A 24,241-nucleotide genomic window follows, 5' to 3' on the forward strand; every position below is an offset into this window, starting at 1 on the left:
ACGGGGTCAGTCGCGCTCGGCCGGCAGGCCCTCGACCACGAGCGCGGCGAGGGTGCGGGCGGAGAGGCGCGTCAGCGGCTTGAGGTCCTTCCACGACACCACGGAGCCGGCGGCCAACTGGGGGTCGTACGGGATGCGCACGATCTCGCGGACGCGCGACCGGAAGTGCGCCTCGATCTCCTCCAGCTTGACCAGGTTGGTGGCGTGCGTGGCGGTGTTCAGCGCGACGACGGCGTTGCGGACGAGGTCGCCGTAGCCGTTCGCCTCCAGCCAGGTCAGCGTCTCGGAGGCGAGGCGTGCCTCGTCCACGCTGCCGCCGGAGACGATGACGAGCGAGTCGGCGCGCTGCAGGGTGGCCCGCATCACCGAGTGGACGATGCCGGTGCCGCAGTCGGTCAGCACGATCGAGTAGAACCGGGCCGAGAGGTCGGCGACGACGTTGTAGTCGTTCTCGTCGAAGGCCTCGGAGAGCATCGGATCGGTGTCCGACGCGAGGATGTCGAGCCGCGTCTCGTCGCGCGAGACGAGCGTCGAGAAGTCGGTGAACCCGCCGATGCTCGCGGCCTTGTGTACCACGTCCCGGACCGTCGAGCGCGTCTGCCGCGGAACGCGCTCGGACAGCGTCCCGCGGTCGGGGTTCGCGTCGATCGCGATGATGCGGTCCTCACGGGCCGAGGCCAGCGCCATCCCGAGCAGGGTGGTCACGGTGGTCTTGCCGACGCCGCCCTTGCGTGTGAGCACAGGCACGAAGCGCGCACCGCCCTCCAACTGCTTCTGGATGCGGTGGTCGAGCTCCTTGCGGGCGCGCACCTTGGCGGAGTCGCCGAGATTCACCGTGCGGAACGTGACGTTGTAGACGAACCGCTGCCACGGCCCCTCAGGGCCGGGGCGCGTCTTGCGGTTCACCTCGAGGAGGCGATCGGCGGTCAGCATGGCGGCCGGCTCCGGCTGGACGGAGTGCTCGCCGCGCAGGCGGTCGCGGCGGGAGCCGGCGAACGGCTCAGAGGCAGGGAGCGGCGTGACGGGGTCGCCGTCGGCGGCCTCCGGCGCGGTCGCGAGCCGCGATGCGACGATCGCGACCGACATGGTCGTCGGCTCGCTCGGCGACGCGACGAACCCCGGGTCGACCGGGACGTCGTCGATCGCGACGGCCGCCTCGTCCTCCGGCACCTCGTGCGGCTGCACCGGGGGCAGGTCGACGGCGATGCTGAGGTTCGCGTCGACATCGAGCGACGGCAGCGGCTCGAACGCGGGAGCAGGCGTCAGCTCGTCGTCGGCCGGCACCAGATCGCGCGCGGGGCGCTCCTCCGGCTGACCGGCATCATGACTCTCGGCCACGTCGTCGCATTCTCCTTCTGCCGCGGGTGGGTCCCGCGACTCGTCATTGTAGGCCGTCGACCCGCTCAGGCGGGCTGGATGACCACGATGAGGTCACCCGCATCCACCTGCTGGGTCTTCGGGATGGCGAGCCGTTCGACCGTGCCGGCGATGGGAGTCGTGATCGCGGCCTCCATCTTCATCGCCTCGATGGAGGCGACGGCCTGGCCCGCCGACACCTGGTCGCCGACCGCGACCTGCAGGGTGACGACGCCCGAGAACGGCGCGGCGATGTGGCCGGGCTTGGCCGAATCCGCCTTCTCCGCCGCCTTCGACTCGACCGTGATGCTGCGGTCGCGCACGAACACCGGCCGCAATTGGCCGTTGAGCGTGGTCATGACCGTGCGCATGCCCTTCTCGTCGGCCTCGCCGATCGCCTCGAGACCGAGGTAGAGGCGGACGCCGCGGCTGAACTCGATGACGTGCTCGCTGCCCTGCTTGAGGCCGTACAGATAGTCGAGGGAGTCGACCACCGAGAGGTCGCCGAACAGCTCCCGCATCTGCTCGTAGATGCGGGTGGGCGCGGGGAACAGCAGGCGGTTGAGGGTCGCCCGGCGCTCCTCGCTCGATCCCTCGAGGGCGGAGGCGTCGTCGGCGGACAGGTCCTCCACGCCGACCTTGACCGTCTTGCCCGCCAGCACCTTGGTGCGGAAGGGCTCGGGCCAGCCGCCGGGCAGTTCGCCCAGCTCGCCCGCCATGAACCCGACCACCGAGTCCGGGATGTCGTAGTTCTGCGGGTTCTCGGCGAAGTCGTCGGGGTCGGCCTTCACCGCGGCGAGGTGCAGCGCGAGGTCGCCGACGACCTTGGACGACGGCGTCACCTTCGGGATGCGTCCCAGGATGCGGTTCGCGGCCGCGTACATGTCCTCGACGAGCTCGAAGTCCTCGGCGAGCCCCAGAGCCTTCGCCTGCTGGCGCAGGTTGGAGAGCTGGCCGCCGGGGATCTCGTGCTTGTACACGCGGCCCGTGGGGCCGGGCAGGCCCGACTCGAACGGGCGGTAGACCTGGCGCACGGCCTCCCAGTACGGCTCGAGGTCTTCGACCGCGGAGAGCGAGATGCCGGTGTCGCGTTCGGTGTGCGCGAGGGCCGCGACGAGGGCGGAGGCACTGGGCTGGCTGGTGGTGCCGGCCATGGGGGCGCTCGCCACATCCACCGCGTCCGCTCCGGCCCGCGAGGCGGCGAGCAGGGTGCCCAGCTGGCCGCCCGGGGTGTCGTGCGTGTGCACGTGCACCGGGAGGTCGAACCGCTCGCGGAAAGCGGCGACCAGCTTCTCGGCGGCCGCCGGGCGCAGCAGGCCCGCCATGTCCTTGATGGCCAGGATGTGCGCGCCCGACTCGACGATCTGCTCCGCCAGGCGGAGGTAGTAGTCGAGCGTGTAGAGGTCTTCGGCCGGGTCGAGCAGGTCGCCCGTGTAGCAGACGGCCACCTCGGCGATCGAGGAGCCGGTGGCGAGCACCGACTCGATCGCGGGGCGCATCTGCGACACGTCGTTGAGCGCGTCGAAGATGCGGAAGATGTCCACACCGGTGGCCGCGGCCTCACGAACGAAGGCGTCGGTCACCTGCGTCGGGTACGGCGTGTACCCGACGGTGTTGCGGCCGCGGAGCAGCATCTGGATGTTGATGTTCGGCAGCGCCTCGCGCAGCGTGGCCAGACGCTCCCACGGGTCCTCGCCGAGGAAGCGGAGTGCGACGTCGTAGGTCGCGCCTCCCCAGGCCTCGACGGACAGCAGCTCCGGAGTCATGCGCGCCACGTAGGGCGCGACCGCGACGAGGTCGCGGGTGCGGACGCGGGTCGCGAGCAGCGACTGGTGCGCGTCGCGGAACGTGGTCTCGGTGACCGCGAGCGCCTTCTGGGCGCGCAACGCCTCGGCGAAGCCCTTCGGCCCCAGCTCGAGCAGGCGCTGGCGCGAGCCCGCGGGTGCCGGGGCGCTGAGGTCGATCTGCGGCAGCTTCTCGGCCGGGTCCGCAGTCTGCGGGCGCGGGCCGTTCGGCTGGTTGACGGTCACATCGGCGAGCCAGTTGAGCACCTTGGTGCCGCGGTCCTTCGAGGTGCGGCCGCGGAACAGCTCCGGACGCTCCTCGATGAACGAGGTGGAGACGTTACCGGCGATGAAGTCCGGGTCCTCCATCACGGCCTGCAGGAACGGGATGTTCGTGGCGACGCCGCGGACGCGGAACTCGGCCAGCGCACGGCGGGCGCGCAGCACGGCAGCCGGGAAGTCACGGCCGCGGGTGATGAGCTTCGCGAGCATGGAGTCGAAGTGCGGGCTGATCTGGGCACCCGGGTTGATCGTGCCGCCGTCGAGGCGGATGCCGGCGCCGCCCGGCGAGCGGTAGGTCGTGATCTTGCCGGTGTCGGGGCGGAAGCCCGCGGTCGGGTCCTCGGTCGTGATGCGGCACTGCAGGGCGGCGCCGCGCATCTGGACGCTGTCCTGGCTGAGACCGAGGTCGGCCAGGGTCTCCCCCGCCGCGATGCGGATCTGCGACTGCACGAGGTCGACGTCGGTGATCTCCTCCGTGACCGTGTGCTCGACCTGGATGCGCGGGTTCATCTCGATGAACACGTGCTGGCCGGCGCGCTCGCCCGCGGTGTCGAGCAGGAACTCCACGGTCCCGGCGTTCTCGTAGTTGATCGACTTCGCGAACGCGATGGCGTCGCGGTAGAGCGCCTGGCGGATGTCGTCGGAGAGGTTCGGGGCCGGAGCGATCTCGACCACCTTCTGGTGGCGGCGCTGCACCGAGCAGTCGCGCTCGAACAGGTGGATGGTGTCGCCCGCGCCGTCCGCGAGGATCTGCACCTCGATGTGACGCGGACGCAGCACCGCCTGCTCCAGGAACATGGTGGGGTCGCCGAAGGCGCTGTCGGCCTCGCGCATGGCCTCTTCGAGGGCCGGACGCAGGTCCTCCTTGGTCGCGACGCGGCGCATGCCGCGGCCGCCGCCGCCGGCGACCGCCTTGGCGAAGATCGGGAAGCCGATCGCGTCGGCGCCTGCCAGCAGCTCGTCGATGTCGCGCGACGGCGGGGTCGACTTGAGCACGGGGACGCCCGCGGCGATGGCGTGCTCCTTGGCGGTCACCTTGTTGCCGGCCATCTCCAGCACCTCGGCGCGCGGGCCGATGAAGGCGATGCCGGCCGCGCGGGCCGCGTCGGCCAGCTCGGGGTTCTCGGAGAGGAAGCCGTAGCCCGGGTAGATGGCGTCGGCGCCCGACTCCTTCGCGACGCGGATGATCTCCGCGACATCGAGGTAGGCGCGGACCGGGTGGCCGGGCTCGCCGATCTGGTACGCCTCGTCCGCCTTCAGCCGGTGCATGGAGTTGCGATCCTCGTACGGGAACACGGCGACGGTCTGGGCGCCCAGCTCGTATGCGGCCCGGAAGGCCCGGATGGCGATTTCACCGCGGTTGGCAACGAGGATCTTTCGGAACATGGGGACCTTTCGAGCAGGGGTGATCACCACACAGCAAACGGTTAGGTTCTCTAAGACTAGTGAAGGTAACGTGGCTCTCGTGCACGTACTCAGCGTTAGCTCCCTCAAGGGCGGTGTCGGTAAGACCACTGTGACGCTCGGTCTGGCGTCCGCGGCGTTCGCCAAAGGGCTGCGTACGCTGGTCGTCGACCTCGATCCGCAGTCGGACGTCTCGACCGGCATGGACATCCAGGTCGCCGGTCACCTCAACGTCGCCGACGTGCTCGCCTCCCCCAAGGAGAAGATCGTGCGCGCCGCGATCGCGCCGTCCGGCTGGACGAAGGGCCGCTCCGGCACGATCGACGTGATGATCGGCAGCCCGTCCGCGATCAACTTCGACGGCCCGCACCCGAGCATCCGCGACATCTGGAAGCTCGAGGAGGCGCTGGCTAACGTCGAGCACGACTACGAGCTCGTGCTGATCGACTGCGCGCCGTCGCTCAACGCGCTGACCCGCACGGCCTGGGCCGCGAGCGACCGCGTCGCCGTGGTGACCGAGCCGGGCCTGTTCTCCGTCGCGGCCGCCGACCGTGCGCTGCGCGCGATCGAGGAGATTCGGCGCGGTCTGTCTCCGCGCCTCCAGCCGCTCGGCATCATCGTCAACCGCGCGCGCGTTCAGTCGCTGGAGCACCAGTTCCGCATCAAGGAGCTGCGCGACATGTTCGGCCCGCTCGTGCTCTCCCCCCAGCTGCCGGAGCGCACGTCGCTGCAGCAGGCGCAGGGTGCGGCGAAGCCGCTGCACGTCTGGCCGGGCGAGAGCGCGCAGGAGATGGCGCACAACTTCGACCTGCTGCTGGAGCGTGTGCTCCGCACCGCGCGCCTCGGCGAGTACGCGACCGCTCAGTCCTGAGGCCCACCTCCGGGCGCCTCACCACATCGGTGAAGTGCAGGTCGTTGCGCACCCGCACGGCGTGTCGAGCGCAACGAGCTGCACTTCGAGCGCGGTGGGAGGGGATGCGCGGCGGGCGCGCGGCGCGTCAGGAGGCGCGGGTGCGCGCGGCGCGGCGAGCGGCGAGCTCGTCCATCGCGTCGGGCTGGGTGTCCAGCTCGACCAGGCTGGTCTCCACCTCGCGGAGGACCTTGCCGACCGCGATGCCGAAGACGCCCTGACCGCGGCTTACGAGGTCGATGACCTCGTCGTTGGAGGTGCAGAGGTAGACGCTCGCACCGTCGCTCATCAGCGTGGTCTGGGCGAGGTCGTTCACGCCGGACTCGCGGAGCTGGTTGACGGCGGTGCGGATCTGCTGCAGCGAGATGCCGGTGTCGAGGAGGCGCTTCACGAGCTTGAGCACGAGGATGTCGCGGAAGCCGTACAGGCGCTGCGAGCCGGAGCCGGCGGCGCCGCGAACGGTCGGCTCGACCAGGCCGGTCCGGGCCCAGTAGTCGAGCTGGCGGTAGGAGATGCCGGCCGCGCGGGCGGCGACCGCACCGCGGTAGCCGTTCACGTCGTCCATCTCGGGCAGGCCGTCGGTGAAGAGCAGGCCCAGGTCGTAGCGTGAGGCGCCGTCGTCACGACTCAGTTCGCTCATGAAGATCGCCTCTCACCCGGGTAGTGGATCGCGCGCCGCAACCGCGTCGCTTCATCCACGGTACCCATGCGGGCGTCGCCGGGCAACGACATCCGTGGTTTCTGCGTCGGCGTGTCGGTCCCGGCGGCCCCGGTCACGGACGCAGCCGGGCGATAGACGAGCGGATGATGCTGCCGCGCACAACGTCGAGCTGGGCCGCGATCTCGCGGGCGAGCTCCGCCGTCCGGGCTTTCGCGGTCGCGTCGTTCCGCCGCGCGATCGGCACCAGGGCCGTCTCGATCAGGCCGATCTCGCGCTCCGCGGCCGCCCGGAAACCGCGCAGGTGCCGGGGCTCGATGCCGTTCCGGCGCAGCTCGACCAGGGCGCGGAGCACCGTCAGCGCCTCGTCGCCGTAGGAGTCGGAGGCGGGGATCAGCGACGCGCTCACCGCGTCCTGCAGCAGCTCGGCGTCGGCTCCGGCCTCGCGGAGGAGGTCGTCACGCCGGTAGCGCCGCGATCCGCCGAGGATGGAGCCGGCGGGCGCGGTGCCCGGGAACGCCGGGTCGAGTCCCGCGTCGAGGTCGGCGAAGTACTTCTTGATGACCTTGAGCGGGAGGTAGTGGTCGCGCTGCATGGCGAGCACGGCACGCAGCCGCTCCACATCGAGGGTGGAGAACTTCCGGTACCCGGAGGCGGTGCGGGCGGGCGACACCAGCCCGCGCTCCTCCAGGAAGCGCAGCTTCGACGACGACAGGTCCGGGAACTCGGGGCTGAGGCGAGCGAGGACCTGGCCGATGCTGAGCAGGGCCGGTGCGTCTCCGGCGGCCCGCTGGGCCGGCCGGGCCACTAGCCGTTCGCCGCTGCGGCGAGGTCGTGGCGCGACGCGTAGAACGTGAGGCGGAACTTGCCGATCTGGACCTCGGCCGAGTCGGCGAGCAGCGCGCTCTCGATGCGGACGCCGTCGTAGTAGGTGCCGTTGAGCGAGCCCAGGTCGCGGACCTCGAACGAGGTGCCGCGGCGGGTGAACTCCGCGTGGCGGCGCGACACGGTCACGTCGTCGAGGAAGATGTCGGCGTTCGGGTGGCGGCCCGCGGTGGTCACGTCGGCGTCGAGGAGGAAGCGCGCCCCGGCGTTCGGACCGCGGCGGACGATGAGCAGCGCCGAGCCGGACGGCAGGGCGGCGATGGCCTCCTGCTCCTCCGGCGACACCTCGCCCGAGGGGTACATCTTCGAGATGAACTCCTCGCCGAAGCGCGCGGTCGTGTCCTCGTTGCCCGCGGGGTCGCGCAGGGGGGCCCGGGCGGCGTCGTCGTCTCCGCCGGCCGCAGCGTTCGGGTCAATGTTGTCAGGCACCGTCAACCTCCTTGCGGTCCAGCGTATCGGATCGAGAGCGGGTGTCATCGGCCGGAAGGCGGATCACGCGGGCGGTTTCGCGGATGTAGACCACTCCGGCCCACCAGTAGAGGAACGCGCCCCACAGCGCGAAAGCCCAGCCGAGGGGCAGCGAGAAGGGCGCGAGGGGCGCGTACGCCTCCCCCAGCATGAGCAGCGGGAGCGCCCAGAACAGGCAGAAAGTGGCCACCTTGCCCAGGTGGTGCACGGGGAGCGGACCGTAGCCGTGGTTCGCGAGGATGACGCCGAGGACGGCGAGCATCACATCCCGCGCCACGATCACCAGGAACAGCCACCAGGGGATGACCTCGCGCCAGCACAGGCCGATGAGCGCGGCGAAGATGTAGAGCCGGTCGGCGGCCGGATCGAGGAGCTGGCCGAGCCGCGACACCTGGTTCAGCCGCCGCGCCAGCCAGCCGTCGAGGAAGTCGGTGACGCTCGAGACGACCAGTACGAGGAGCGCGAGTCCGTCCTCTCCGATGACGATCAGCCAGAGGAACACGGGCACGAGGGCGAGCCGGAAGAAGCTGAGCACGTTGGGGATCGTCCAGACCCGCGAGCTCACCACGACGCGTGCACCCTCCACAGATCGAGTCTAGTGAGCGTCCGATCGGTGCGGGCGCGGCGTCCAGGCGGCGAGCCGATCCCGCAGTCCCATCGCGTCGTAGGGCGCGCGCACCTTCACGTCGTTGTCGAAGTAGGCGTAGACGTCGCGACCGCCGGCGAGCCAGCCGCCGAGCTCGGCCGCCCAGCGGTCGAGGGAGGCGTCGTCGTACCCGCTGGTGTAGAGCTCTTGGTCGCCGTGGAGGCGGACGTACGCGAAGTCGGGCGCCGTCAGCTCCCGGATGACCGGGTAGCGCCCGGCGGTGTCGGCCAGCACGATCGCGACCCCGTGCTCTCGTGCGATCGCGGTGAACTCGGGGACGTCGAAGGACGCGTGGCGCACTTCGACCGCGTGCCGCAGCGGCCGGTCGGCGTCCACCGCGGTGTGGGTCCGATCCTCGTCGAGGGTCGCCTCCCCCGCCAGCACGCCGGCCTCGGCGGTGGTGCGCGGCAGCATCCGGAAGAAGTCGTCCACCTGCTCGGCGTCGAACTGCAGGGTCGGCGGCAGCTGCCACAGCAGCGGGCCGAGCTTGGGCCCGAGGGCCAGCACGCCGGAGGCGAAGAAGTTCGCGACGGCGCCGCGCGCGTTCCTCAGGCGCAGGATGTGCGTGATGTAGCGGCCGCCCTTGACGCTGAACACGAACTCCTCCGGCGTGTTCTCGGCCCAGGTGCGGTAGCTGGTCGGGCGCTGCAGCGAGTAGAAGCTGCCGTTGATCTCGATCGAGTCCAGTCGCTCGGACGCGTACTCGAGCTCCCGTCGGTGCTGCAGCTTCGGCGGATAGAACACGCCGCGCCACGGCGCGTACGTCCAGCCGGAGATGCCGATGCGCGCGAGCGCCATCAGCGGCCCCGGAGCTGGTCCAGCATGCGGCGCTCCCGCTTGGTCGGGCGCCCGGCGCCGCGTTCGCGCGTGACGGTCGCGGGGACCTCGGTGCGCGGCGGGGGCGGCGGTGTGCGGTCCTCGAAGCACTCGGCCGCCACGGCGGCGCTGACGCGCTTCACGATCAGCCGGCGGGCGATGTAGATGCGCTCCGCGGTGCCCGTCCAGGCGCGCACCTCGTCGCCGACCTTCACCGGCTGCGCCGGCTTCGCCCGCTCGCCGTTCACCTTCAGGTGGCCGGCCTTGCAGGCGTCCGAGGCCGCGGAGCGCGTCTTGTACAACCGCACGGCCCACGCCCAGGAGTCGACGCGGACGCTCGACGGGTCGGGCATCAGACCACCGCGGGCTGGGGCGACGTCTCGACGGCGAGCGACGCCTTCCACTTCACCAGGCTGCGCACGGTGCGGCTGCGATCGTTCGCCAGCTTGTCCATCACATCCGCGGGGACGAAGTAGTTGACGGCCACCCAGCCGCGCACGGTCTCCGACCGGTCGTCGGCCAGCTCGCGCAGGATGTCGCACGGCGTCGCCTCGTTCTTGGCCACGCAGCCGCGGACGCCCTCGTCGGCGTCGCGGGCGAGCGTCCAGAACAGGTCCTCCGGCGTGTTGTAGCTGCTGGCCACCGCCTCCCGGATCTTCGGGTTGGCGTCCGTCGCGAGCAGCCGCAACCGCCGGACCTTGCTCTCGGTCACCTCGGGCGCGGGATGCAGCGCGGCCGCCTCCTCGGGCGTGAGCATCGCCGGCCGGCTGTTCCGCATGGCCTGACGCTGGGCGGGGGTGTTGAACCGGATGCACGACATATCCCCACCGTAGCCCGGGTTACCGTGGATGCGTGGAAACTCTGCTCGCGCGGCTCGACCGCATCGCCGGCGGCCGTCACGCCACCTACACGGTGCCCGAGGAGGGCCGGACGCACCCGCGCACCCGTCGCGCGTTCGTGGTGATCGGCTGGCTGCTCGCCGCCGAGCTGGTCATCGGCCTCGCCGCGGTCGTGATCGCGGTCGTGCTCACGCTGCAGGGCGTCCGCGTCGCGTTCCCGGTGTGGATGCGCAGCGTGATCGTGCTCGGGATGACGGCCACCCTCTTCTACTTCGCGTGGCGCGCGCAGAAGGGCTACTACTGGGCCTACTCGCGGCTGCGGCTGTTCGCGAAGATCTTCCCCGTGGTGACGCTGGTCATCGCGGCGATCCCGGGCCTCTACCCGCTGTGGATGGTGACCGAGCAGATCGTGTTCAGCCTCATCCTGATCGGCGTCGCCGACTACCTCGACTCGGACCACATGCGCTCGGTGTTCCCCCGGCCCGGGAACCAGGGGACGACGGGCGACGTGCGCGCCTGATACTCGGCGTACTCGGGGTACCGCGCGCGCGAGATGCTCTCGGTGAACACCGTGGAGCCGATGAACAGGCCCGTGAGCAGCAGCGGCCCGATCACGGTCCACTGCAGCACGGAGCCGGCGGCCACGCAGCCGAAGAGGAACACGACCCACCACTGCGCCTGCTCGCAGAAGAAATTGGGGTGCCGCGAGAAGCGGAACAGCCCGGTCTGCAGGAACCGCGGCGACGGCTCGCGGCCGGCGGCGAGCTCAGCCTTCTTCCACTGGTGGAAGCGCCACTGCTGCTGATCGGCGATCGTCTCGCCGATCAGCAGGGCCACGAACAGGGCGGCCAGGATGACGTCGAGCGGCGTCAGCGGTGTCCGGTGCTGGTACATCGTCCACGCGGGCAGCGTGATGAGGAGCAGCAGCACGTTCTGGTAGATGACGATGAAGAACAGGTTGAAGAGCGCGAACGCCGTCTTCCCCATCCGGCCGCGCAGCACCTCCCACCGGTAGTCCTCGCCGCCGGGCGCGTAGCCGCCCTTGCGGGCGAAATTGAAGGTGAGGCGCGCGCCCCACAGGGTGACCAGGACCGCCACCAGATCGAGGCGCGGGTCGGCGAGGCCCGCGGCACCCGCGAACACCCAGACGTAGACGACCGGCACGATGGACCAGATGCGGTCGACCCAGGAGTGCTCGCCGGTGATCAGCGACAGCACCCAGGTCGCGGCGCAGGCGACCCCGAGGATCCAGAGGCAGACGATGAACGGCTCCACGGCGCCATCCTAGAACGCTGTGGACCGTTCGAGGGCCCGCTGTGCATCGACTGTGTCGCCCTCGCGCCGGGGCGGGAACGCGCCTACCGTTGCGCTGTGTCCGATTCCGCGTCCGAGACCTTCCGCGCCATGCTGCTGCGCGACGGCAAGCCGCCGCGAGTGCTGACCCTGCCGTCCCGACTCGACGTGCCGCCGAACCGCATCCGCGTCCCGGCCGAGTTCGCCGGTGCGTCTGCGTTCGACGTGTTCGAGCTCGCCGACGACCGGGCATGGCCGGCCGAGGCAACCTACCAGCTGGTGGCGACCATCCCGCGGTCGACCGAGGACGTGCCGCCCGAGACGCGCGCCGAATGGGACGTCACCGACTTGGACAGCGACGAGGAGCCGCAGGGCTGAGTCAGTCCTGGAGGACCGACAGAACGTTGCCCGCTGGGTCGCGGAACCAGGCGATGTCGGGTCCCTGGCCGGCTGCACGACCGCGCAGCACGCCCTTCTCGTCGGTGGGCAGGTTCGGGTCGTCGTAGATCGCCGTCTGCACGCCCTTCGCGTTGAGGTCGTCGACGGCGGCGTCGATGTTTTCGACGACGAGGTTCAGGATGGTGAATGTCGCGGGTTCGTGATTCGGCTTGGGGTAGATGAAGACGTGCCCGCCGGAGGGCAGCTCGAGGTCGAGGTTGCCCATACTGCCGTCGGACACGCTCAGCCCGAGGGTGTCGCCGTAGAAGGCTTTCGCCGCCGGGATGTCGTCGACGCTGAATCCGCTGAAGATCTCGAGTGGGGTGACCATGGCGTCCACTGTGCTCGTGTCGCGGCGCCGGTGTCTAGAGGGGACGCCTCACACGAACCGCACCGACTCCTGCAGGCGCGTGCGGAGCTCGAACGCCCGGTCGACGCTCTCACGGCCGGCGGCGTTCGCGCCGTCGCGGAGCACGCGCGGGAGGAGCGACCGCCGGACCAGCATCGAACCGGCGAGGCGGCCCCGGCGGATCACGTCGAACGGCACGTCGAGGTCGGCGTCCGGGACGACGACGATCAGGCCGGTGAAGCGGACACCCGCCTGGCGGCCGAAGCTCTTGGCGGCGTGGTACAGATCGTGGAACGGCTCCTCGTCCGGCGCGATGCCCTCGCCGACGAGCTCGCCCTTCGCCAGCTTGACCGAACTCCCCCAGTCGGCCGACCGCACGGCGAACAGCCCGGCCGGCCCGAGGACGATGTGGTCGAGTTTCGCGTCGGTCGCCGGGTGCACGGCCACGTCGTTCCAGATGGTGAAGCCGATACCGAGCCCGGCCACCGCGCGGGCGGTGGCCTCCTCGGCGAGCGCTTCCGCCAGCAGCTGGCGGATCTCGCGCGGGGCGGAACGCACCAGCGCCGGGTCGTAGGGGTCGCGGTCGTCGGTGCCGCGTCCCATCCACTCGCGCATGAGCCCGAGAAAGCGCTCGCGGGCCCGGCCGCCGGGATGTCCGTAGCTGCGCGCGCGAACGGTCTGCCCGCCGGAGCCGCCGCGCGTGGTGTGCACGGTCGCGCTGAAACCGCCGCCGGCCGAGTCGCCTGCCACGGCGTCCACCGTGATGCTCTCGCCGCGGTCGTAGCGGGCGCGGTCGTCCGGGTCGCCGATGAGCTCCCACGCTTGCTGCACGGCCTGGAACGCGGCCGCGGTGCCACCGGTGTCGGGGTGCGTCTCGCGGAGCAGGCGGCGGTAGGCGCGACGCAACTCGTCGTGGCTCACATCGGGGCGGACACCCAACACCTCGTACGGGGTGGGCGAAGCCGGTGAGTCGCTCATCGGGCGCTGGTCGCTTTCGGATCTGGTGGCGGGTGGGATTCCGACGATAGCGTGCGGTTCCGCGAAATCGCCGAATGCAGATTGCGGCCGGAACCTGACCGCATGCGCTTCTACGCTGGAGGCAACCCAACAGGAAAGGCGGCGACCATGACCATCACCGACTGGCGCATCGAGCTCATCATCCTCCCCGTGACGGACGTCGACCGGGCGAAGGCCTTCTACGTCGACACCATCGGCTGGCATGCCGACCACGACCAGCGCGTCTCGGACGACCTGCGGTTCGTGCAGATCACCCCTCCGGGCTCCGCCTGCTCCATCGCGTTCGGCCAGGGGCTGACCGACATGGCGCCGGGAACGATGAAGGGGCTGCAGATCGTCATCCCGGATGCGGACGAGGCGCTGCGGCACCTCACCGAGAACGGCGTCGAGGCGCGCGGGGTGCAGGATCTCGCGTGGGGGCGGTTCGTGGACTTCACCGACCCGGACGGCAACGCCTGGACGCTGCAGCAGCTGCCGAAGCGCGACTGATCAGCGCACCGCGGCCCAGAGGATGAGCAGCATCGTCACGACGAAACCGCACGCGTAGTTGATCCAGAGGAACCGGCGCCAGCCGCGGTTCGCCTCGCCGGAACGCTCGTCGGTCACGGACCAGAACGGGGCGGCCGCAGCGATGTAGGGCAGGGCGAGCAGAGCGGCCAGAGGTCCCGGCCACGGGGTGAACAGCATCGCCACCCCGGCGAGCGCCCATGCGGCGATCGCGAGGCGGACGGTCGCGGCCGCGCCGATGGCGGTGGCGATGGAGGAGATGCCGCCCTCGCGGTCGGGCATCACATCCTGGACCGCCCCGAAGGCGTGGCTGCCGATCCCCCACAGGAAGAAGGCCAGCAGCACCAGCCACAGCGCGGGCGTGAAGGTCGCGCCGGCGAGCACCAAGCCGTACAGCGCGGGGCTCGTGAAGTGGGTGCTGGAGGTGACCGAGTCGAGGAACGGCACCTCCTTGAACCGCAGCCCCTTCACCGAGTACGCCACGACCGCGAACAGGGACACCGCCAGCACCAGCCACGACAGCGGAGAGCCGACGATGACGAGGTAGATGACGAACGGGACGGTCGTGACGACCGCGGCGACGAGGGTGCGGCGGTGCGCCGACCGGTCGAGCAGCGCGCCTTCGGCGCCGCCCTTGCGCGGGTTGCGCAGGTCGGACTCGTAGTCGAAGACGTCGTTGATCCCGTACATCGCCAGGTTGTACGGGATCAGGAAGAACAGCGTCCCGATGATGAAGGTCGCGTCCACGCGTCCCGTCGTCAGGAGGTACGCCGCCGCGAACGGGAAGGCGGTGTTGATCCAGCTGAGCGGGCGGGAGGCCAGGACCAGCTGCCGCAGCGGCGCCGCAGGGGCCACGGCGGTCACGACCTGCTCCCCCGTCGGCGCGTGAGCAGCCACAGCGCCGGGAGCAGCATCAGAGCCGCCAGCGGATAGGTGAAATCCTCAAGGGGCACGAGGCCCAGTCTGGCACCGCTGATGTTCGCGTCGGTGTAGGTCATCAGGCCCGCGCCGATCATCAGGTTGTCGAACACGGCGGTCAGCACCAGCACGACCACCGCGGCGGCCAGGAGCGGCGCCCACCAGCGGCGGACGATCCGGGCGCGGTCGGGCGCCAGGGCGAGGGCGACGACCAGGACGGCGGCGGCCACGGCGAGGAAGACGATGCTCAGCACGAGGTATGTCATCCGCCGCTCCCCCGTCGGTCGAAGGGCCGTCGGTCGAGCAGAGCGCGCGCGCCGAAGATCAGCACGAGCGTCAGGTAGCACAGGAAGAGGAGGAAGAAGACCTCCTCGAGGGGCAGCTCCGGCGCCAGCTCGATCCCGGTCATCCATGGCGAGTGGCCGCGGGCGAACACCCCGAGCAGGATGCCGAACGCGTCCCACGCCAGGAAGAACACCAGCCCGGCGGCGAGCACGATCGTCGCTCGGCGCGGGTCCCGCCAGAACACCAGCCGGAAGCGGGCGTCGAGCAGGACCATGGCGCCGAGCGCGATGAGCAGGCTCGCCAGGTAGGCGAGGCTCACGGGACGCGCTCCGCCTGCGGAGCCGGCAGAGGCTCCGGAAGCGGACCGGCGCCGCCGTCGCCGCGCAGGCGTTTGACGACCAGCTCGGCGCTGATCAGGCACATGGGCAGGCCGATGCCCGGGATGGTGGAGCAGCCGGCGTAGAACAGCCCATCCACCTTCTTCGAGGCGTTGCCGGGGCGGAAGAAGGCGCTCTGCCGAAGCGTGTGCGCCGGCCCCAGCGCGCCGCCGCGCCAGGCGTTCAGGTCGGTGGCGAAGTCATCGGGCCCCACGGTGCGGCGCACGACGATGCGATCGGCGAGGTCGGGGATCCCCGCCCAGGCCGAGATCTGCGCGATCGCCGCGTCCGCCGCCCGCTCGATCGCCCGGTCGCCCTCCCCGTCGAGGCCGCCGGCGCCGAGCGAAACGTCGGCGGGCACCGGGATGAGGACGAACAGGTTCTCGTAGCCCTCCGGCGCGACGCTCGGGTCGGTCTCGCTGGGCATGCAGACATAGAGCGAGGCCGGGTCCGGGATGCCGGGGTCGGGACCGTAGATGGTCTCGAAGTTCGCCTCCCAGTCCGTGGTGAAGAACAGGTTGTGGTGCGTCAGCTGGGGCAGCCGGCCGCGCACGCCGAGCATCGCGAGCACGACACCGGGGCCGGGGTCGCGGCGGTCCCAGACCTTCTCGGGATGCGTGCGCAGCCCTTCCGGGAGCAGGGCGGTCTCCGTGTGGTGCAGGTCGGCTGCCGACACGACGATGTCGGCGTCGACGGTGTGCAGGGCGCCGTCCGAACCTGCGTAGTCGACCCCGGCCGCCCGTGCCCGCGAATGCCCTGGCGTGGTGCGGATACCGGTGACGCGCGCTCCGGTGACCAGCCGCGCGCCCTCCTCCGCGGCGAGCGCCGCGACCCGGTCGATCAGCTCGGCGAAGCCGCCCAGCGGGTAGCGCACGCCGTCGTCGAGGTCGAGGTGGCTCATCAGGTGGTACATGCTGGGCGCCTTGTCGGGCGAGGTGCCGAGGAAGACGGCCGGGTAGCCGAGCACCTGACGCAGCCGGTTGTCGGCGACGAAGCCGGCGGCGTACCGGTCGAGCGGTTCGAGAAGCAGTCGGGCCAGGCGCGGCAGGCGGCGGAGCAGATCCGGCGCGAACAGCGGCCGGAGATCGGCGAACGTGCTGTAGAGGAAGCGGTCGACGGCCATCCGATAGGTGTCGGCCGCGCCCTCCAGGTACCGGTCGAGCGCGGCGGCGCCGCCCGGCTCCTCCTGCTCGAACAGCGCGCGGTTGGCCGCGCCCTCCGCGCGGATATCGAGCGGCGGGCGGCCGTCCTCCGAGAACACGCGGTACCCGGGGTCCAGGGTCACCAGGTCGAGCTGTTCGGCGGTGGAGGTGCCCATCAGCCGGAAGAAGTGGTCGAACACCTCGGGCATGAGGTACCAGGACGGCCCGGTGTCGAAGCGGAAGCCGTCGTGCTCCCACGAGCCCGCGCGTCCGCCGAGCGTCGACTTCTGCTCCAGCAGCGTGACGGCGTATCCGTCACGGGCGAGCAGAGCGGCGGTCGCGAGGCCCGCGATGCCCCCGCCGATGACGACGACGCGCTGCCCGGTCACGGGTGGGACTCCGGTCGGGCGGCCGCCGCCGGCACGATGGCCGGTGCGTGGGCGGCGGAGCCCCCGCGCGGCACCGCCGCCGACACGGTGGCCCGGGCGAGGATGGCCAGCTTGACGCGCGTCGGCACGCTCACGCGACGGCTCAGCAGCTCGGCGGCAGGCGTCTCCCGGATGCGGTCGCTCAGCTCCGCGAACAGGCCGTGTGCGGCGGCGATGGCCCGGCGGCAGTTGTCCGGCAGGTCGGGGATGGCGTCGGCCGCGGCCCCGAGGTCGCAGTCGATGTCGACCACGAGCGCCAGCTTCTGGCGCTCGGTCAGGCGCGCCGGATCGATCCCCGGGAAGTAGCTGCGGCCGAGCTCGGTCCAGTCCACCGCGAGGTCGCGGAGGAAGTTGATCTTCTGGAACGCCGCGCCGAGCCTCCGCGCCCCCGCCTCGAGGCGCAGCCGCGTCGCATCCGGCACCGGGCTGTCGGCGAGGAACACCTTCAGGCACATCAAGCCGATCACCTCGGCGGAGCCGTACACGTAGTCGCGCAGCTCCTCGGCGGTGAAGTCCACCGGGCTCAGGTCACGGCGCATCGAGGCGAAGAACGGACGGGTGAGGTCGACGCCGATGCCTGCGGAACGGGCGGTCACCGCGAAGGAGTGCACGACGACGTTGGCGCTGTAGCCGGTGCGCATGGCGCGCTCCGTGTCGGCCTCCAAGGCGTCCAGCAGCTCACGCTGCTCGTCCACGGTGAGGCCCGCCTCGGCGGCGGCGCCGTCCACGATCTCATCGGCCACGCGGACCAGCGCGTACACGTCCTCGACCTGCGGACGGACGCGCTGCCCGAGCAGCCGGGTCGCCATCCCGAACGACGTCGAGTACGCGTGGATGATGGTGGCGGCCCCGGCGTGAGCCGCGTCGGTGTAGGTGTGCAGGTCCGTCGGCGGTGTGCCGACGGGAGCCTCCGGTGCGCGAGTCATGCGATCCTCCCGATGCAGGAGCGGGCGACGGCGGTGAGCGGCCCGGCGAGGGCCGGCGGGATGGACGGGGTGTCCAGCAGGGCGACGGCCGCGTCCACGTGCTGGGCGAGCAGCCGCTCGACGAAGCGGCGGGCGCCGCACTCGTCGAGCACGTCGGCGAGCCGGCCGGCCTCGTGCAGCGCGAGGTCGCCGCGGCCGAGCGACGGCGCCAGCTCCTCCCAGCGGGCGGTGCCGCGGGCGTAGGCGATCAGCGAGGTCTCCTTGCCCTGGCGGAGATCGCTGACGATGCTCTTGCCTGTGATGTCCTCGCTGCCGAAGACGCCGAGCAGGTCGTCGCCGAGCTGGAAGGCGATGCCGACCAGGCGGCCGTACTCGGCGAGCGTGGTGAGCACGTCCTCCCCGCCACCGGCCAGCAGCGCGCCGGTCATCAGCGGCCCGGAGACCGAGTAGGCGGCGGTCTTGTGCTCGGTCATCGCGAGCACGTCCTCCAGCGTCGGCGTCTCCGGCCCCAGGTGCTCCGCCAGCGCGACGTCGGCGAGTTCGCCGGCGGCGGTGACGAACACCCCGTGGTCGAGGATGTCGAGGAGCCGGTCGCGGGTGCGGTCGTCGGTCTCGGCGCGGGCCAGCACGGACGCGGCCGCGTGCAGCAGCAGGTCACCCGCGAGGATCGCCCCCGCCTCGCCCCAGCGGCGGCCGCGCGCGGGCCCCGCCCCGCGGGCGACGGCCTCGGCCGCGAAGGCGCCGGCCACGTTGGGCCGCCCGCGGCGCACGGTGTCGCCGTCGATGACGTCGTCGTGCAGCAGGAACGCGGTGTGCAGCAGCTCGTAGGCGACGGCGGCGGTGCGCGCCGCCTCCGTCCCGGTGCCGCCCAGTCCATGGAAAGCGGTCAGCACGAAACGCGGCCGGATGCGCTTGCCGCCGTCGGCCGCATCGCGGGCGCCCTCCCACAGGCGGCGATAGGAGGGATCGAAGGCGGAGGCGGCGGAGATGCGGTCTGCGAAGTACCGGCCCAGCCGGGCGTCGACCGCCGCGAGGTCGGACTCGAGAACGCTCTCGAGCTCCGCGGCCTGGGTTTCTGGGTGCAGCTGTGTCATACCGGCGCTCCCTTGTCTAGCCTGGATAGCAAATAACCTAGCACGCTTCTTACGAAGAGGAATAGGATGTCGGTCATGACACCGGCCCGGGACGAGCAGCGGCGCATCTCCGCATCGCTCACCGACCCCCGGGTGATCGATCCGCGCCAGGAGCTCGTCCGTCACGACGACCTCAGCGAGGAGGAGCTGGGCCAGATTGTCCGGCTGCTCGGGGCCATGCGGGAATGGCGCGAGGCCGACCAGCGGCTCAGCCTGGAGTCGCGCACGCACATGAAGCTCAACGAGACGGACATGCGCGCGCTGCGGTTCATCATCGCCTCCGCGAACGCGGCGGTCCCGGTCACGGCGGGCGCGCTGTCCGACCACCTCCGCATCTCCACGGCGTCCACCACCAAGCTGCTCGACCGGCTGGAACGCGCGGGTCACGTCGTCCGTCGGCCGCATCCCACCGACCGGCGTGCCGTGGTCGTCGAGATCACGCCCGAGACCCACGCCGAGGTGCGCCGCACGATGGGGCTGCAGCACGCCCGGCGGTTCGAGGTCGCGCGATCGCTCAGTCCGAGCGACCGCGACACGGTCATCCGCTTCCTGCAGGACCTCAGCGCGACGACGCTCGCAGCGGCGGGCTCTCCGGCGCAGGAGCGACCGGCTCCGGAGACGGACGCGTCAGGCTCGTAGCCGCCTTCGGGTGCTCCGCCTCGTAGACGATGCGGTTGGCCATGCCGTTGAACACGATCCCGTGGAACGGCAGGATGGCGAACCAGTAGAGCCGCCCGGCCAGACCGCGCGGGAAGAACACAGCGCGCTGCCGGTACTCCGAGCCGCCGTCCTCCCGCGGCCGGACGGCGAGCTCCAGCCACGCCCGGCCCGGGACCCGCATCTCGGCGCGGAGCCGCAGGCTCCTCCCCCGCTCGATGCGCTCCACCCGCCACCAGTCGAGCGCATCGCCGGTGTTCAGGTGGTCCGCGTCCCGCCGGCCGCGGCGCAGCCCGACGCCGCCGACCAGCTTGTCCGCCCAGCCGCGCAGCGCCCACGCCAGCGGGAAGGAGTACCAGCCCCGCTCCCCGCCGATGCCCTCGACCACGCGCCAGAGCAGCTTCGGGTCGGCCGTCGACTCGCGCTCGCGCAGATCCGTGTAGACGGTGTGGCCGGACCAGTCCGGGTCGCTCGGCAGCGGGTCGCTCGGCGCACCGGCGACGGACGCGTCCTGCCAGCTCGTCTCGACCTCCCCGGACCGCTCGCGCGCCAGCGCCAGCCGCACCGACCGTCGGTAACCGGTCAGCCCCTCCGGCGGGGGCGGGATCACTCCGTCGATGTCGTGTTCGCGCATCACGCAGTCGTACTGCAGCGACTCGATGATCGGGACGGCCAGGCTGCGCGGGATCGGGGTGACGAGGTTCACCCACTGCGACGCGAGCCACGGGGTGAAGACCGGCAGCGAGGCGATCGGACGCTGCGGCAGCCCCGCCTCGACGGCGTAGGCGTTCATCATCTGGCCGTAGCGCAGGATGTCCGGACCGCCGATGTCGAACGCGCGCGACACCTCCGGCGGCAGGTCGGCGGCCGCGAGCAGGTAGTGCAGCACATCCCGGATCGCGATCGGCTGGATGCGGTTGCGCACCCAGCGCGGCGCCGGCATGTACGGCAGCACCTCGGTGAGGTGGCGGATCATCTCGAACGACGCCGACCCGGAGCCGATCACGACGCCCGCCTGCAGCACGACGGTCGGCACGCCGGAGTCGAGCAGGATGCGGCCCACCGCCACGCGGGAGCGCAGGTGCCGCGACAGCTCGCCGTCGGGGTGCAGCGCGCCGAGGTAGACGATGCGCCGGACCCCCGCCGCCTTCGCCGCCGTGGCGACGGTGCGTGCCGCCTCCGACTCCTCCTCCTCGAAGTCGCCGCGCGCCCGCATCGAATGGACCAGGTAGTAGACGACGTCGACGTCGGCCATCGCGCGCTCCACGGCGTCCCGGTCGTGCAGGTCGCCCTCGACGACCTCCACCTCGGACGCCCACGGCACGTCGGTGAGCTTCTGCGGCGAGCGCGCCAGCACCCGGACGGTGTGCCCCCGGGCCAGCAGCCGGGGCACGAGACGGCCGCCGATATAGCCGGTGGCTCCGGTGACGAGGACGCGCGACGGGTTCATGGGGCAGACGATACGCCGCGTCACCGTCGACGCGGGTGTTCGCCCAGCGAACGTCGAGGCGGGAGCGACGCTCACGTCCTGTAGTTTTTCTCGCATGGGCAAGCTCATCTACGGCGGGACCACCGAGATCGGTTTCGAGGACCGGGTCCTGGCGCACCTGCAGATCGTGATCGGGCTGAAGCTCCGACGCAAGGAGGGATTCTTCTTCTCCTGGCGCGATGAGCAGGGCGTCGGCGACGGTCGCAGCGCGATCTGGGTCGACCCGGCCATCCCCCTGCTGTTCCGCTACAGCGGCGGCCGTCCCCCGCGCATCAACAAGACCTGGCTGGAGCAGCTGACGATGTCCTCCAACAGCGCCCAGGGCCTCCAGCTGACCGAGGAGATCGGCGCGCTCGGCGCCGACGAGGTCGACGCCGACTCCCCTCCTGGCAAGTAGTCACCGACAACAGGAAAGACGTCGCCGATCCGTTGGGATGGCGACGTCTTCCCTCTGCTCGCGGGCTGGTTACCGGAGGTATTCGAGGAGTTCGGGGCAGCGGAGGCGCTTGAGGGAGCGGGTCTCCAGCTGACGGACGCGCTCGCGGGTGATGCCGTAGACCTCGCCGACCTCGTCGAGGGTCATCGGCTTGTGGCCGTCGAGGCCGAAGCGCATGCGGACGACCTTGGCGTCGCGCGGCGGGAGCTCGCGCAGGCGCTCCTCCAGGTCGCGGTGGCGGAACTCCACCTCCACGGCCTCCGGCGGGCCCGGGAAGTCGTCGTCCTCGATCAGGTCACCGAGCTCGGCGCCCTCGTTCTCACCGACGGGCACCGCGAGCGAGACCGTCTCCGAATCGCTCATCTGCAGCTTGTGCACCTCGGCCGGGTCGAGGTTCGACGCCTCGGCCATCTCCTCCAGGGTGGGCGTGCGGCCCAGCTCCCCGCCGAGGTCGCGACGGATGCGGTCGAGCTTGTCGATCTTCTCCACCGTGTGGACCGGGATGCGGATCAGGCGGGCGGTGTCCGCGATGCCGCGGAGGATCGACTGGCGGATCCACCAGGTCGCGTAGGTCGAGAACTTGTTGCCGGTGCGGTAGTCGAACTTCTCGACAGCGCGCACGAGGCCGAGGTTGCCCTCCTGGATGAGGTCCATCACGGGGAGGCCGCGGCCGGCGTAGCGCTTGGCGATGCTCACCACCAGGCGGAGGTTGGCCTCGATGAAGCGCTCGAACGCACGCTTGCCGTCATCGGCGAGGTACTGGAGCTCGCGCTTCTCACGGGGGGTCAGGTTCGGTCGGATCGCCAGGCGCTCACCGGCGAGCACGCCGACCTCGATCCGCTTGGCCAGAGCGACTTCCTCATCCGCCGTCAGAAGGCGGGTGCGGCCGATAGCGTTCAGGTAATCGCGTACCGGGTCGCTGGTCACTTCGAGCGTGGTCATCGTGTCATCCCATTCAGCCCATGTACTCACGGGCAGTCATCGTTGCTGCTCTCAGATCGGGTCTGCCTCAGGAGCTCTTGTGAAGTCCTTCGGTCGTTAGCAACGATAAGCAATCGCCCCCTGGCACCAACAAGGGGTTGACAGTTGCGCTTTGCGTACGCTAGCTGCGCACTGTGCGCAAACCGGACGAAAAATCAAGGCTCTGGAGGCTGATCCACAGGCCTCCTACTGTCGCTCGGGTGAGTGCACACACGGAGAGCAAAGCGGCGTCGCTGAAGACGATCCGCACCACCATCCCGGCCCGCATGGACCGGCTGCCCTGGTCGAAGTTCCACTGGCTGGTCGTCGTGGGCCTCGGCACGGTCTGGATCCTCGACGGGCTCGAGGTCACCATCGTCGGCGCGATCGGAAGCCGGCTGACCGAGCCGGACAGCGGCCTGGGCCTCACCACCGCCCAGGTCGGTCTCGCCGCCGCGATCTACGTCGCCGGCGCGTGTACCGGGTCTCTGGTGTTCGGCTATCTCACGGACAGGTTCGGCCGGAAGAAGCTGTTCATCCTCACTCTCGGCCTCTACCTGGTGGCGACGGTGCTCACGGCGTTCGCCTTCACGCCGTGGATGTTCTTCGTGTTCCGGTTCTTCACCGGCGCGGGAATCGGCGGCGAGTACGCGGCCATCAACTCCGCGATCGACGAGCTCATCCCGGCCCGCCGGCGCGGCCTGGTCGACCTCGCCATCAACGGGTCGTACTGGCTCGGGACGGCGTTCGGCGCCATCCTGACCGTGTTCCTGCTGAACACCGCGATCTTCCCGCCGAACATCGGCTGGCGCATCGCATTCGGCCTGGGCGCGGTCCTCGGCCTCGTCATTCTCCTGGTGCGTCGCAACGTGCCGGAGTCGCCGCGGTGGATGTTCATCCACGGCCGCGACGAGGAAGCCGAGAAGGAGGTCGCCGAGATCGAGGAGGGGGTCGAGAAGGAGACCGGGAAGAGCCTCGACGCGGTACCGGACGACAGGGCGATCGAGATCCACCAGCGCCGCTCCACGAGCTTCGGCGAGATCATCCGCGTCGCGCTGTTCCAGTACCCCAAGCGCTTCGTGCTCGGGCTGTCGCTCTTCATCGGCCAGGCGTTCCTGTACAACGCCGTGTTCTTCACCTACTCGCTGGTGCTGACGAAGCTGCTCCACGTGCCGGACGATGTGGCGCCATGGGCGCTGGTCCCGATCGCGATCGGCAACTTCCTCGGTCCGTTCCTCCTGGGGCACCTGTTCGACACGGTGGGACGCAAGTTCATGATCACGCTGTCGTACGTCGGCAGCGGCGTGCTGCTCGTCGGCACGGCCATCCTGTTCGACATGGGCGCGCTCGACGCGTTCTGGCTGACGGTGTGCTGGATGGTGGTCTTCTTCTTCGCGTCGGCGGGCGCGAGCGCCGCCTACCTGACCGTGAGCGAGATCTTCCCGATGGAGACGCGAGCCATGGCGATCGCGTTCTTCTACGCGGTCGGCACCGGCATCGGCGGCATCATCGGCCCGATCCTCTTCGGCAACCTGATCGAGGGCGGGATCCACTCGGTGGCCATCGGCTACTACATCGGCGCGGGGCTGATGATCGCCGCCGGACTCGTGGAGCTGTTCCTCGGCGTGAACGCGGAGGGGAAGTCCCTGGAGGACATCGCCGCCCCGCTCTCCGCGTCGACGCCCAAGCAATCCGCCTCGCGCTGACGCCGAGCACTCGCGATTCGTGGGGGGGGGGGGGGGGGGGGGGGGGGGGGGGGGGGGGGGGGGGGGGGGGGGGGGGGGCCGCGCCGGGGGGGGGGGGGGGGTGGTGGTGGGGGGGGGGGGGTGGGTGTGGGG

General features: G+C 70.9%; 27 protein-coding genes. 7 read left to right on the forward strand and 20 right to left on the reverse strand.

From position 1 onward, the window contains the following. Window positions 1-6: 6 nt before the first annotated feature. Entirely contained in the window at window positions 7-1,338 is a 1,332-nt protein-coding gene (locus tag AB0P25_RS00490; RefSeq protein ID WP_363804753.1) for a MinD/ParA family protein, read from the reverse strand. 65 nt (window positions 1,339-1,403) lie between these two features. Next, window positions 1,404-4,808 (reverse strand): pyruvate carboxylase, encoded by a 3,405-nt coding sequence (locus AB0P25_RS00495; protein WP_363804754.1) that lies wholly within the window; start codon window positions 4,806-4,808, stop codon window positions 1,404-1,406. Window positions 4,809-4,887: 79 nt separating this feature from the next. On the opposite strand from AB0P25_RS00495, the gene AB0P25_RS00500 reads away from it, so the two are divergent. Beyond that, the gene (locus AB0P25_RS00500) at window positions 4,888-5,697 is read left to right on the forward strand and encodes a ParA family protein (protein WP_363804755.1); all 810 of its coding nucleotides are present in this window, start codon (window positions 4,888-4,890) and stop codon (window positions 5,695-5,697) included. 127 nt (window positions 5,698-5,824) lie between these two features. On the opposite strand, the gene AB0P25_RS00505 is transcribed toward AB0P25_RS00500, so the two are convergent. The 7 genes from AB0P25_RS00505 to AB0P25_RS00535 form a co-directional block, all read right to left on the reverse strand. Beyond that, window positions 5,825-6,376, reverse strand: coding sequence for a MerR family transcriptional regulator (locus AB0P25_RS00505; RefSeq protein ID WP_064109338.1), 552 nt, complete (start codon window positions 6,374-6,376; stop codon window positions 5,825-5,827). 133 nt (window positions 6,377-6,509) lie between these two features. Continuing rightward, window positions 6,510-7,202 (reverse strand): MerR family transcriptional regulator, encoded by a 693-nt coding sequence (locus tag AB0P25_RS00510; protein WP_363804759.1) that lies wholly within the window; start codon window positions 7,200-7,202, stop codon window positions 6,510-6,512. Further along, window positions 7,202-7,708 carry an FHA domain-containing protein gene (locus AB0P25_RS00515; RefSeq protein ID WP_363804761.1) on the reverse strand — a complete coding sequence of 169 codons (507 nt, stop codon included), beginning with the start codon at window positions 7,706-7,708 and terminating at the stop codon, window positions 7,202-7,204. The genes AB0P25_RS00510 and AB0P25_RS00515 overlap by 1 nt, the downstream gene beginning before the upstream one ends. Next, complete coding sequence (locus AB0P25_RS00520) at window positions 7,701-8,333, reverse strand: CDP-alcohol phosphatidyltransferase family protein (protein ID WP_363804763.1); 633 nt, start codon at window positions 8,331-8,333, stop codon at window positions 7,701-7,703. The genes AB0P25_RS00515 and AB0P25_RS00520 overlap by 8 nt, the downstream gene beginning before the upstream one ends. 9 nt (window positions 8,334-8,342) lie before the next feature. Beyond that, window positions 8,343-9,191: a DUF72 domain-containing protein gene (locus AB0P25_RS00525; protein WP_363804765.1), complete on the reverse strand. Its 849-nt coding sequence runs from the start codon at window positions 9,189-9,191 to the stop codon at window positions 8,343-8,345. After that, window positions 9,191-9,562, reverse strand: a complete 372-nt coding sequence (locus AB0P25_RS00530) for a S4 domain-containing protein (protein WP_363804767.1) — start codon at window positions 9,560-9,562, stop codon at window positions 9,191-9,193. The genes AB0P25_RS00525 and AB0P25_RS00530 overlap by 1 nt, the downstream gene beginning before the upstream one ends. Beyond that, a complete protein-coding gene (locus AB0P25_RS00535) occupies window positions 9,562-10,029 on the reverse strand; it encodes a hypothetical protein (protein WP_363804769.1) in 468 nt (155 codons plus the stop codon). Before AB0P25_RS00535 ends, AB0P25_RS00530 begins: the two co-directional genes overlap by 1 nt. Before the next feature lie 32 nt (window positions 10,030-10,061). On the opposite strand from AB0P25_RS00535, the gene AB0P25_RS00540 reads away from it, so the two are divergent. Then, window positions 10,062-10,568, forward strand: a complete 507-nt coding sequence (locus AB0P25_RS00540) for a hypothetical protein (RefSeq protein ID WP_363804772.1) — start codon at window positions 10,062-10,064, stop codon at window positions 10,566-10,568. On the opposite strand, the gene AB0P25_RS00545 is transcribed toward AB0P25_RS00540, so the two are convergent. Then, window positions 10,490-11,323 carry a DUF1295 domain-containing protein gene (locus tag AB0P25_RS00545; RefSeq protein ID WP_363804774.1) on the reverse strand — a complete coding sequence of 278 codons (834 nt, stop codon included), beginning with the start codon at window positions 11,321-11,323 and terminating at the stop codon, window positions 10,490-10,492. The two genes, AB0P25_RS00540 and AB0P25_RS00545, sit on opposite strands and share 79 nt — an antisense overlap. A 96-nt stretch (window positions 11,324-11,419) precedes the next feature. On the opposite strand from AB0P25_RS00545, the gene AB0P25_RS00550 reads away from it, so the two are divergent. After that, window positions 11,420-11,719, forward strand: a complete 300-nt coding sequence (locus tag AB0P25_RS00550) for a hypothetical protein (RefSeq protein WP_363804776.1) — start codon at window positions 11,420-11,422, stop codon at window positions 11,717-11,719. 1 nt (window position 11,720) lies between these two features. Here AB0P25_RS00550 and AB0P25_RS00555 read toward each other — a convergent pair whose 3' ends face one another. Both AB0P25_RS00555 and AB0P25_RS00560 read right to left on the reverse strand, forming a co-directional pair. Further along, window positions 11,721-12,110: a VOC family protein gene (locus AB0P25_RS00555; protein WP_363804777.1), complete on the reverse strand. Its 390-nt coding sequence runs from the start codon at window positions 12,108-12,110 to the stop codon at window positions 11,721-11,723. Between the two features lie 48 nt (window positions 12,111-12,158). Then, on the reverse strand, window positions 12,159-13,106 hold the full coding sequence (locus AB0P25_RS00560; protein WP_363804779.1) for a DnaJ domain-containing protein: 948 nt from the start codon (window positions 13,104-13,106) through the stop codon (window positions 12,159-12,161). A gap of 147 nt (window positions 13,107-13,253) precedes the next feature. Here AB0P25_RS00560 and AB0P25_RS00565 point away from each other — a divergent pair, with 147 nt between their 5' ends. Further along, window positions 13,254-13,634, forward strand: coding sequence for a glyoxalase superfamily protein (locus AB0P25_RS00565; protein WP_363804781.1), 381 nt, complete (start codon window positions 13,254-13,256; stop codon window positions 13,632-13,634). Here the strand turns inward: AB0P25_RS00565 and AB0P25_RS00570 are convergent, their stop codons facing one another. The 6 genes from AB0P25_RS00570 to AB0P25_RS00595 are packed head-to-tail and all read right to left on the reverse strand — an operon-like array spanning window position 13,635 to window position 18,822. Next, window positions 13,635-14,516 (reverse strand): prenyltransferase, encoded by an 882-nt coding sequence (locus tag AB0P25_RS00570; protein ID WP_363804782.1) that lies wholly within the window; start codon window positions 14,514-14,516, stop codon window positions 13,635-13,637. Further along, a complete protein-coding gene (locus tag AB0P25_RS00575) occupies window positions 14,513-14,836 on the reverse strand; it encodes a lycopene cyclase domain-containing protein (RefSeq protein ID WP_363804783.1) in 324 nt (107 codons plus the stop codon). Before AB0P25_RS00575 ends, AB0P25_RS00570 begins: the two co-directional genes overlap by 4 nt. Then, on the reverse strand, window positions 14,833-15,174 hold the full coding sequence (locus AB0P25_RS00580) for a lycopene cyclase domain-containing protein (RefSeq protein ID WP_363804784.1): 342 nt from the start codon (window positions 15,172-15,174) through the stop codon (window positions 14,833-14,835). The genes AB0P25_RS00575 and AB0P25_RS00580 overlap by 4 nt, the downstream gene beginning before the upstream one ends. Further along, window positions 15,171-16,763: a phytoene desaturase family protein gene (crtI, locus tag AB0P25_RS00585; RefSeq protein ID WP_363804786.1), complete on the reverse strand. Its 1,593-nt coding sequence runs from the start codon at window positions 16,761-16,763 to the stop codon at window positions 15,171-15,173. The genes AB0P25_RS00580 and crtI overlap by 4 nt, the downstream gene beginning before the upstream one ends. After that, a complete protein-coding gene (locus tag AB0P25_RS00590; protein WP_363804787.1) occupies window positions 16,760-17,728 on the reverse strand; it encodes a squalene/phytoene synthase family protein in 969 nt (322 codons plus the stop codon). Before AB0P25_RS00590 ends, crtI begins: the two co-directional genes overlap by 4 nt. Next, the gene (locus AB0P25_RS00595; RefSeq protein ID WP_363804789.1) at window positions 17,725-18,822 is read right to left on the reverse strand and encodes a polyprenyl synthetase family protein; all 1,098 of its coding nucleotides are present in this window, start codon (window positions 18,820-18,822) and stop codon (window positions 17,725-17,727) included. The genes AB0P25_RS00590 and AB0P25_RS00595 overlap by 4 nt, the downstream gene beginning before the upstream one ends. 75 nt (window positions 18,823-18,897) lie before the next feature. Here AB0P25_RS00595 and AB0P25_RS00600 point away from each other — a divergent pair, with 75 nt between their 5' ends. Next, window positions 18,898-19,500: a MarR family transcriptional regulator gene (locus AB0P25_RS00600; protein ID WP_363804790.1), complete on the forward strand. Its 603-nt coding sequence runs from the start codon at window positions 18,898-18,900 to the stop codon at window positions 19,498-19,500. On the opposite strand, the gene AB0P25_RS00605 is transcribed toward AB0P25_RS00600, so the two are convergent. After that, the gene (locus AB0P25_RS00605) at window positions 19,421-20,968 is read right to left on the reverse strand and encodes an SDR family oxidoreductase (RefSeq protein ID WP_363804791.1); all 1,548 of its coding nucleotides are present in this window, start codon (window positions 20,966-20,968) and stop codon (window positions 19,421-19,423) included. The two genes, AB0P25_RS00600 and AB0P25_RS00605, sit on opposite strands and share 80 nt — an antisense overlap. Window positions 20,969-21,062: 94 nt before the next feature. On the opposite strand from AB0P25_RS00605, the gene AB0P25_RS00610 reads away from it, so the two are divergent. After that, entirely contained in the window at window positions 21,063-21,404 is a 342-nt protein-coding gene (locus AB0P25_RS00610) for an ATP-dependent DNA ligase (RefSeq protein ID WP_363804793.1), read from the forward strand. Between the two features lie 69 nt (window positions 21,405-21,473). Here AB0P25_RS00610 and AB0P25_RS00615 read toward each other — a convergent pair whose 3' ends face one another. After that, window positions 21,474-22,385, reverse strand: a complete 912-nt coding sequence (locus tag AB0P25_RS00615) for a sigma-70 family RNA polymerase sigma factor (RefSeq protein WP_363804795.1) — start codon at window positions 22,383-22,385, stop codon at window positions 21,474-21,476. A gap of 305 nt (window positions 22,386-22,690) precedes the next feature. On the opposite strand from AB0P25_RS00615, the gene AB0P25_RS00620 reads away from it, so the two are divergent. After that, window positions 22,691-24,109 carry an MFS transporter gene (locus AB0P25_RS00620; protein ID WP_363806206.1) on the forward strand — a complete coding sequence of 473 codons (1,419 nt, stop codon included), beginning with the start codon at window positions 22,691-22,693 and terminating at the stop codon, window positions 24,107-24,109. Window positions 24,110-24,241: the final 132 nt, after the last annotated feature.

It is taken from the genome of Leifsonia sp. NPDC077715 (assembly GCF_040686855.1).
Lineage (GTDB): Bacteria > Actinomycetota > Actinomycetes > Actinomycetales > Microbacteriaceae > Leifsonia.

Coding starts and splice junctions, on each gene's coding strand:
- AB0P25_RS00610 (WP_363804793.1), top strand. CDS start 21,063: ATGGGCAAGCTCATCTACGGCGGGACCACCGAGATCGGTTTCGAGGAC.
- AB0P25_RS00530 (WP_363804767.1), bottom strand. CDS start 9,562: ATGCCCGACCCGTCGAGCGTCCGCGTCGACTCCTGGGCGTGGGCCGTG.
- AB0P25_RS00605 (WP_363804791.1), bottom strand. CDS start 20,968: ATGAACCCGTCGCGCGTCCTCGTCACCGGAGCCACCGGCTATATCGGC.
- AB0P25_RS00505 (WP_064109338.1), bottom strand. CDS start 6,376: ATGAGCGAACTGAGTCGTGACGACGGCGCCTCACGCTACGACCTGGGC.
- AB0P25_RS00615 (WP_363804795.1), bottom strand. CDS start 22,385: ATGACCACGCTCGAAGTGACCAGCGACCCGGTACGCGATTACCTGAAC.
- AB0P25_RS00495 (WP_363804754.1), bottom strand. CDS start 4,808: ATGTTCCGAAAGATCCTCGTTGCCAACCGCGGTGAAATCGCCATCCGG.
- AB0P25_RS00595 (WP_363804789.1), bottom strand. CDS start 18,822: ATGACACAGCTGCACCCAGAAACCCAGGCCGCGGAGCTCGAGAGCGTT.
- AB0P25_RS00575 (WP_363804783.1), bottom strand. CDS start 14,836: ATGACATACCTCGTGCTGAGCATCGTCTTCCTCGCCGTGGCCGCCGCC.
- AB0P25_RS00565 (WP_363804781.1), top strand. CDS start 13,254: ATGACCATCACCGACTGGCGCATCGAGCTCATCATCCTCCCCGTGACG.
- AB0P25_RS00620 (WP_363806206.1), top strand. CDS start 22,691: ATGGACCGGCTGCCCTGGTCGAAGTTCCACTGGCTGGTCGTCGTGGGC.
- AB0P25_RS00590 (WP_363804787.1), bottom strand. CDS start 17,728: ATGACTCGCGCACCGGAGGCTCCCGTCGGCACACCGCCGACGGACCTG.
- AB0P25_RS00600 (WP_363804790.1), top strand. CDS start 18,898: ATGACACCGGCCCGGGACGAGCAGCGGCGCATCTCCGCATCGCTCACC.
- AB0P25_RS00555 (WP_363804777.1), bottom strand. CDS start 12,110: ATGGTCACCCCACTCGAGATCTTCAGCGGATTCAGCGTCGACGACATC.
- AB0P25_RS00535 (WP_363804769.1), bottom strand. CDS start 10,029: ATGTCGTGCATCCGGTTCAACACCCCCGCCCAGCGTCAGGCCATGCGG.
- AB0P25_RS00525 (WP_363804765.1), bottom strand. CDS start 9,191: ATGGCGCTCGCGCGCATCGGCATCTCCGGCTGGACGTACGCGCCGTGG.
- AB0P25_RS00560 (WP_363804779.1), bottom strand. CDS start 13,106: ATGAGCGACTCACCGGCTTCGCCCACCCCGTACGAGGTGTTGGGTGTC.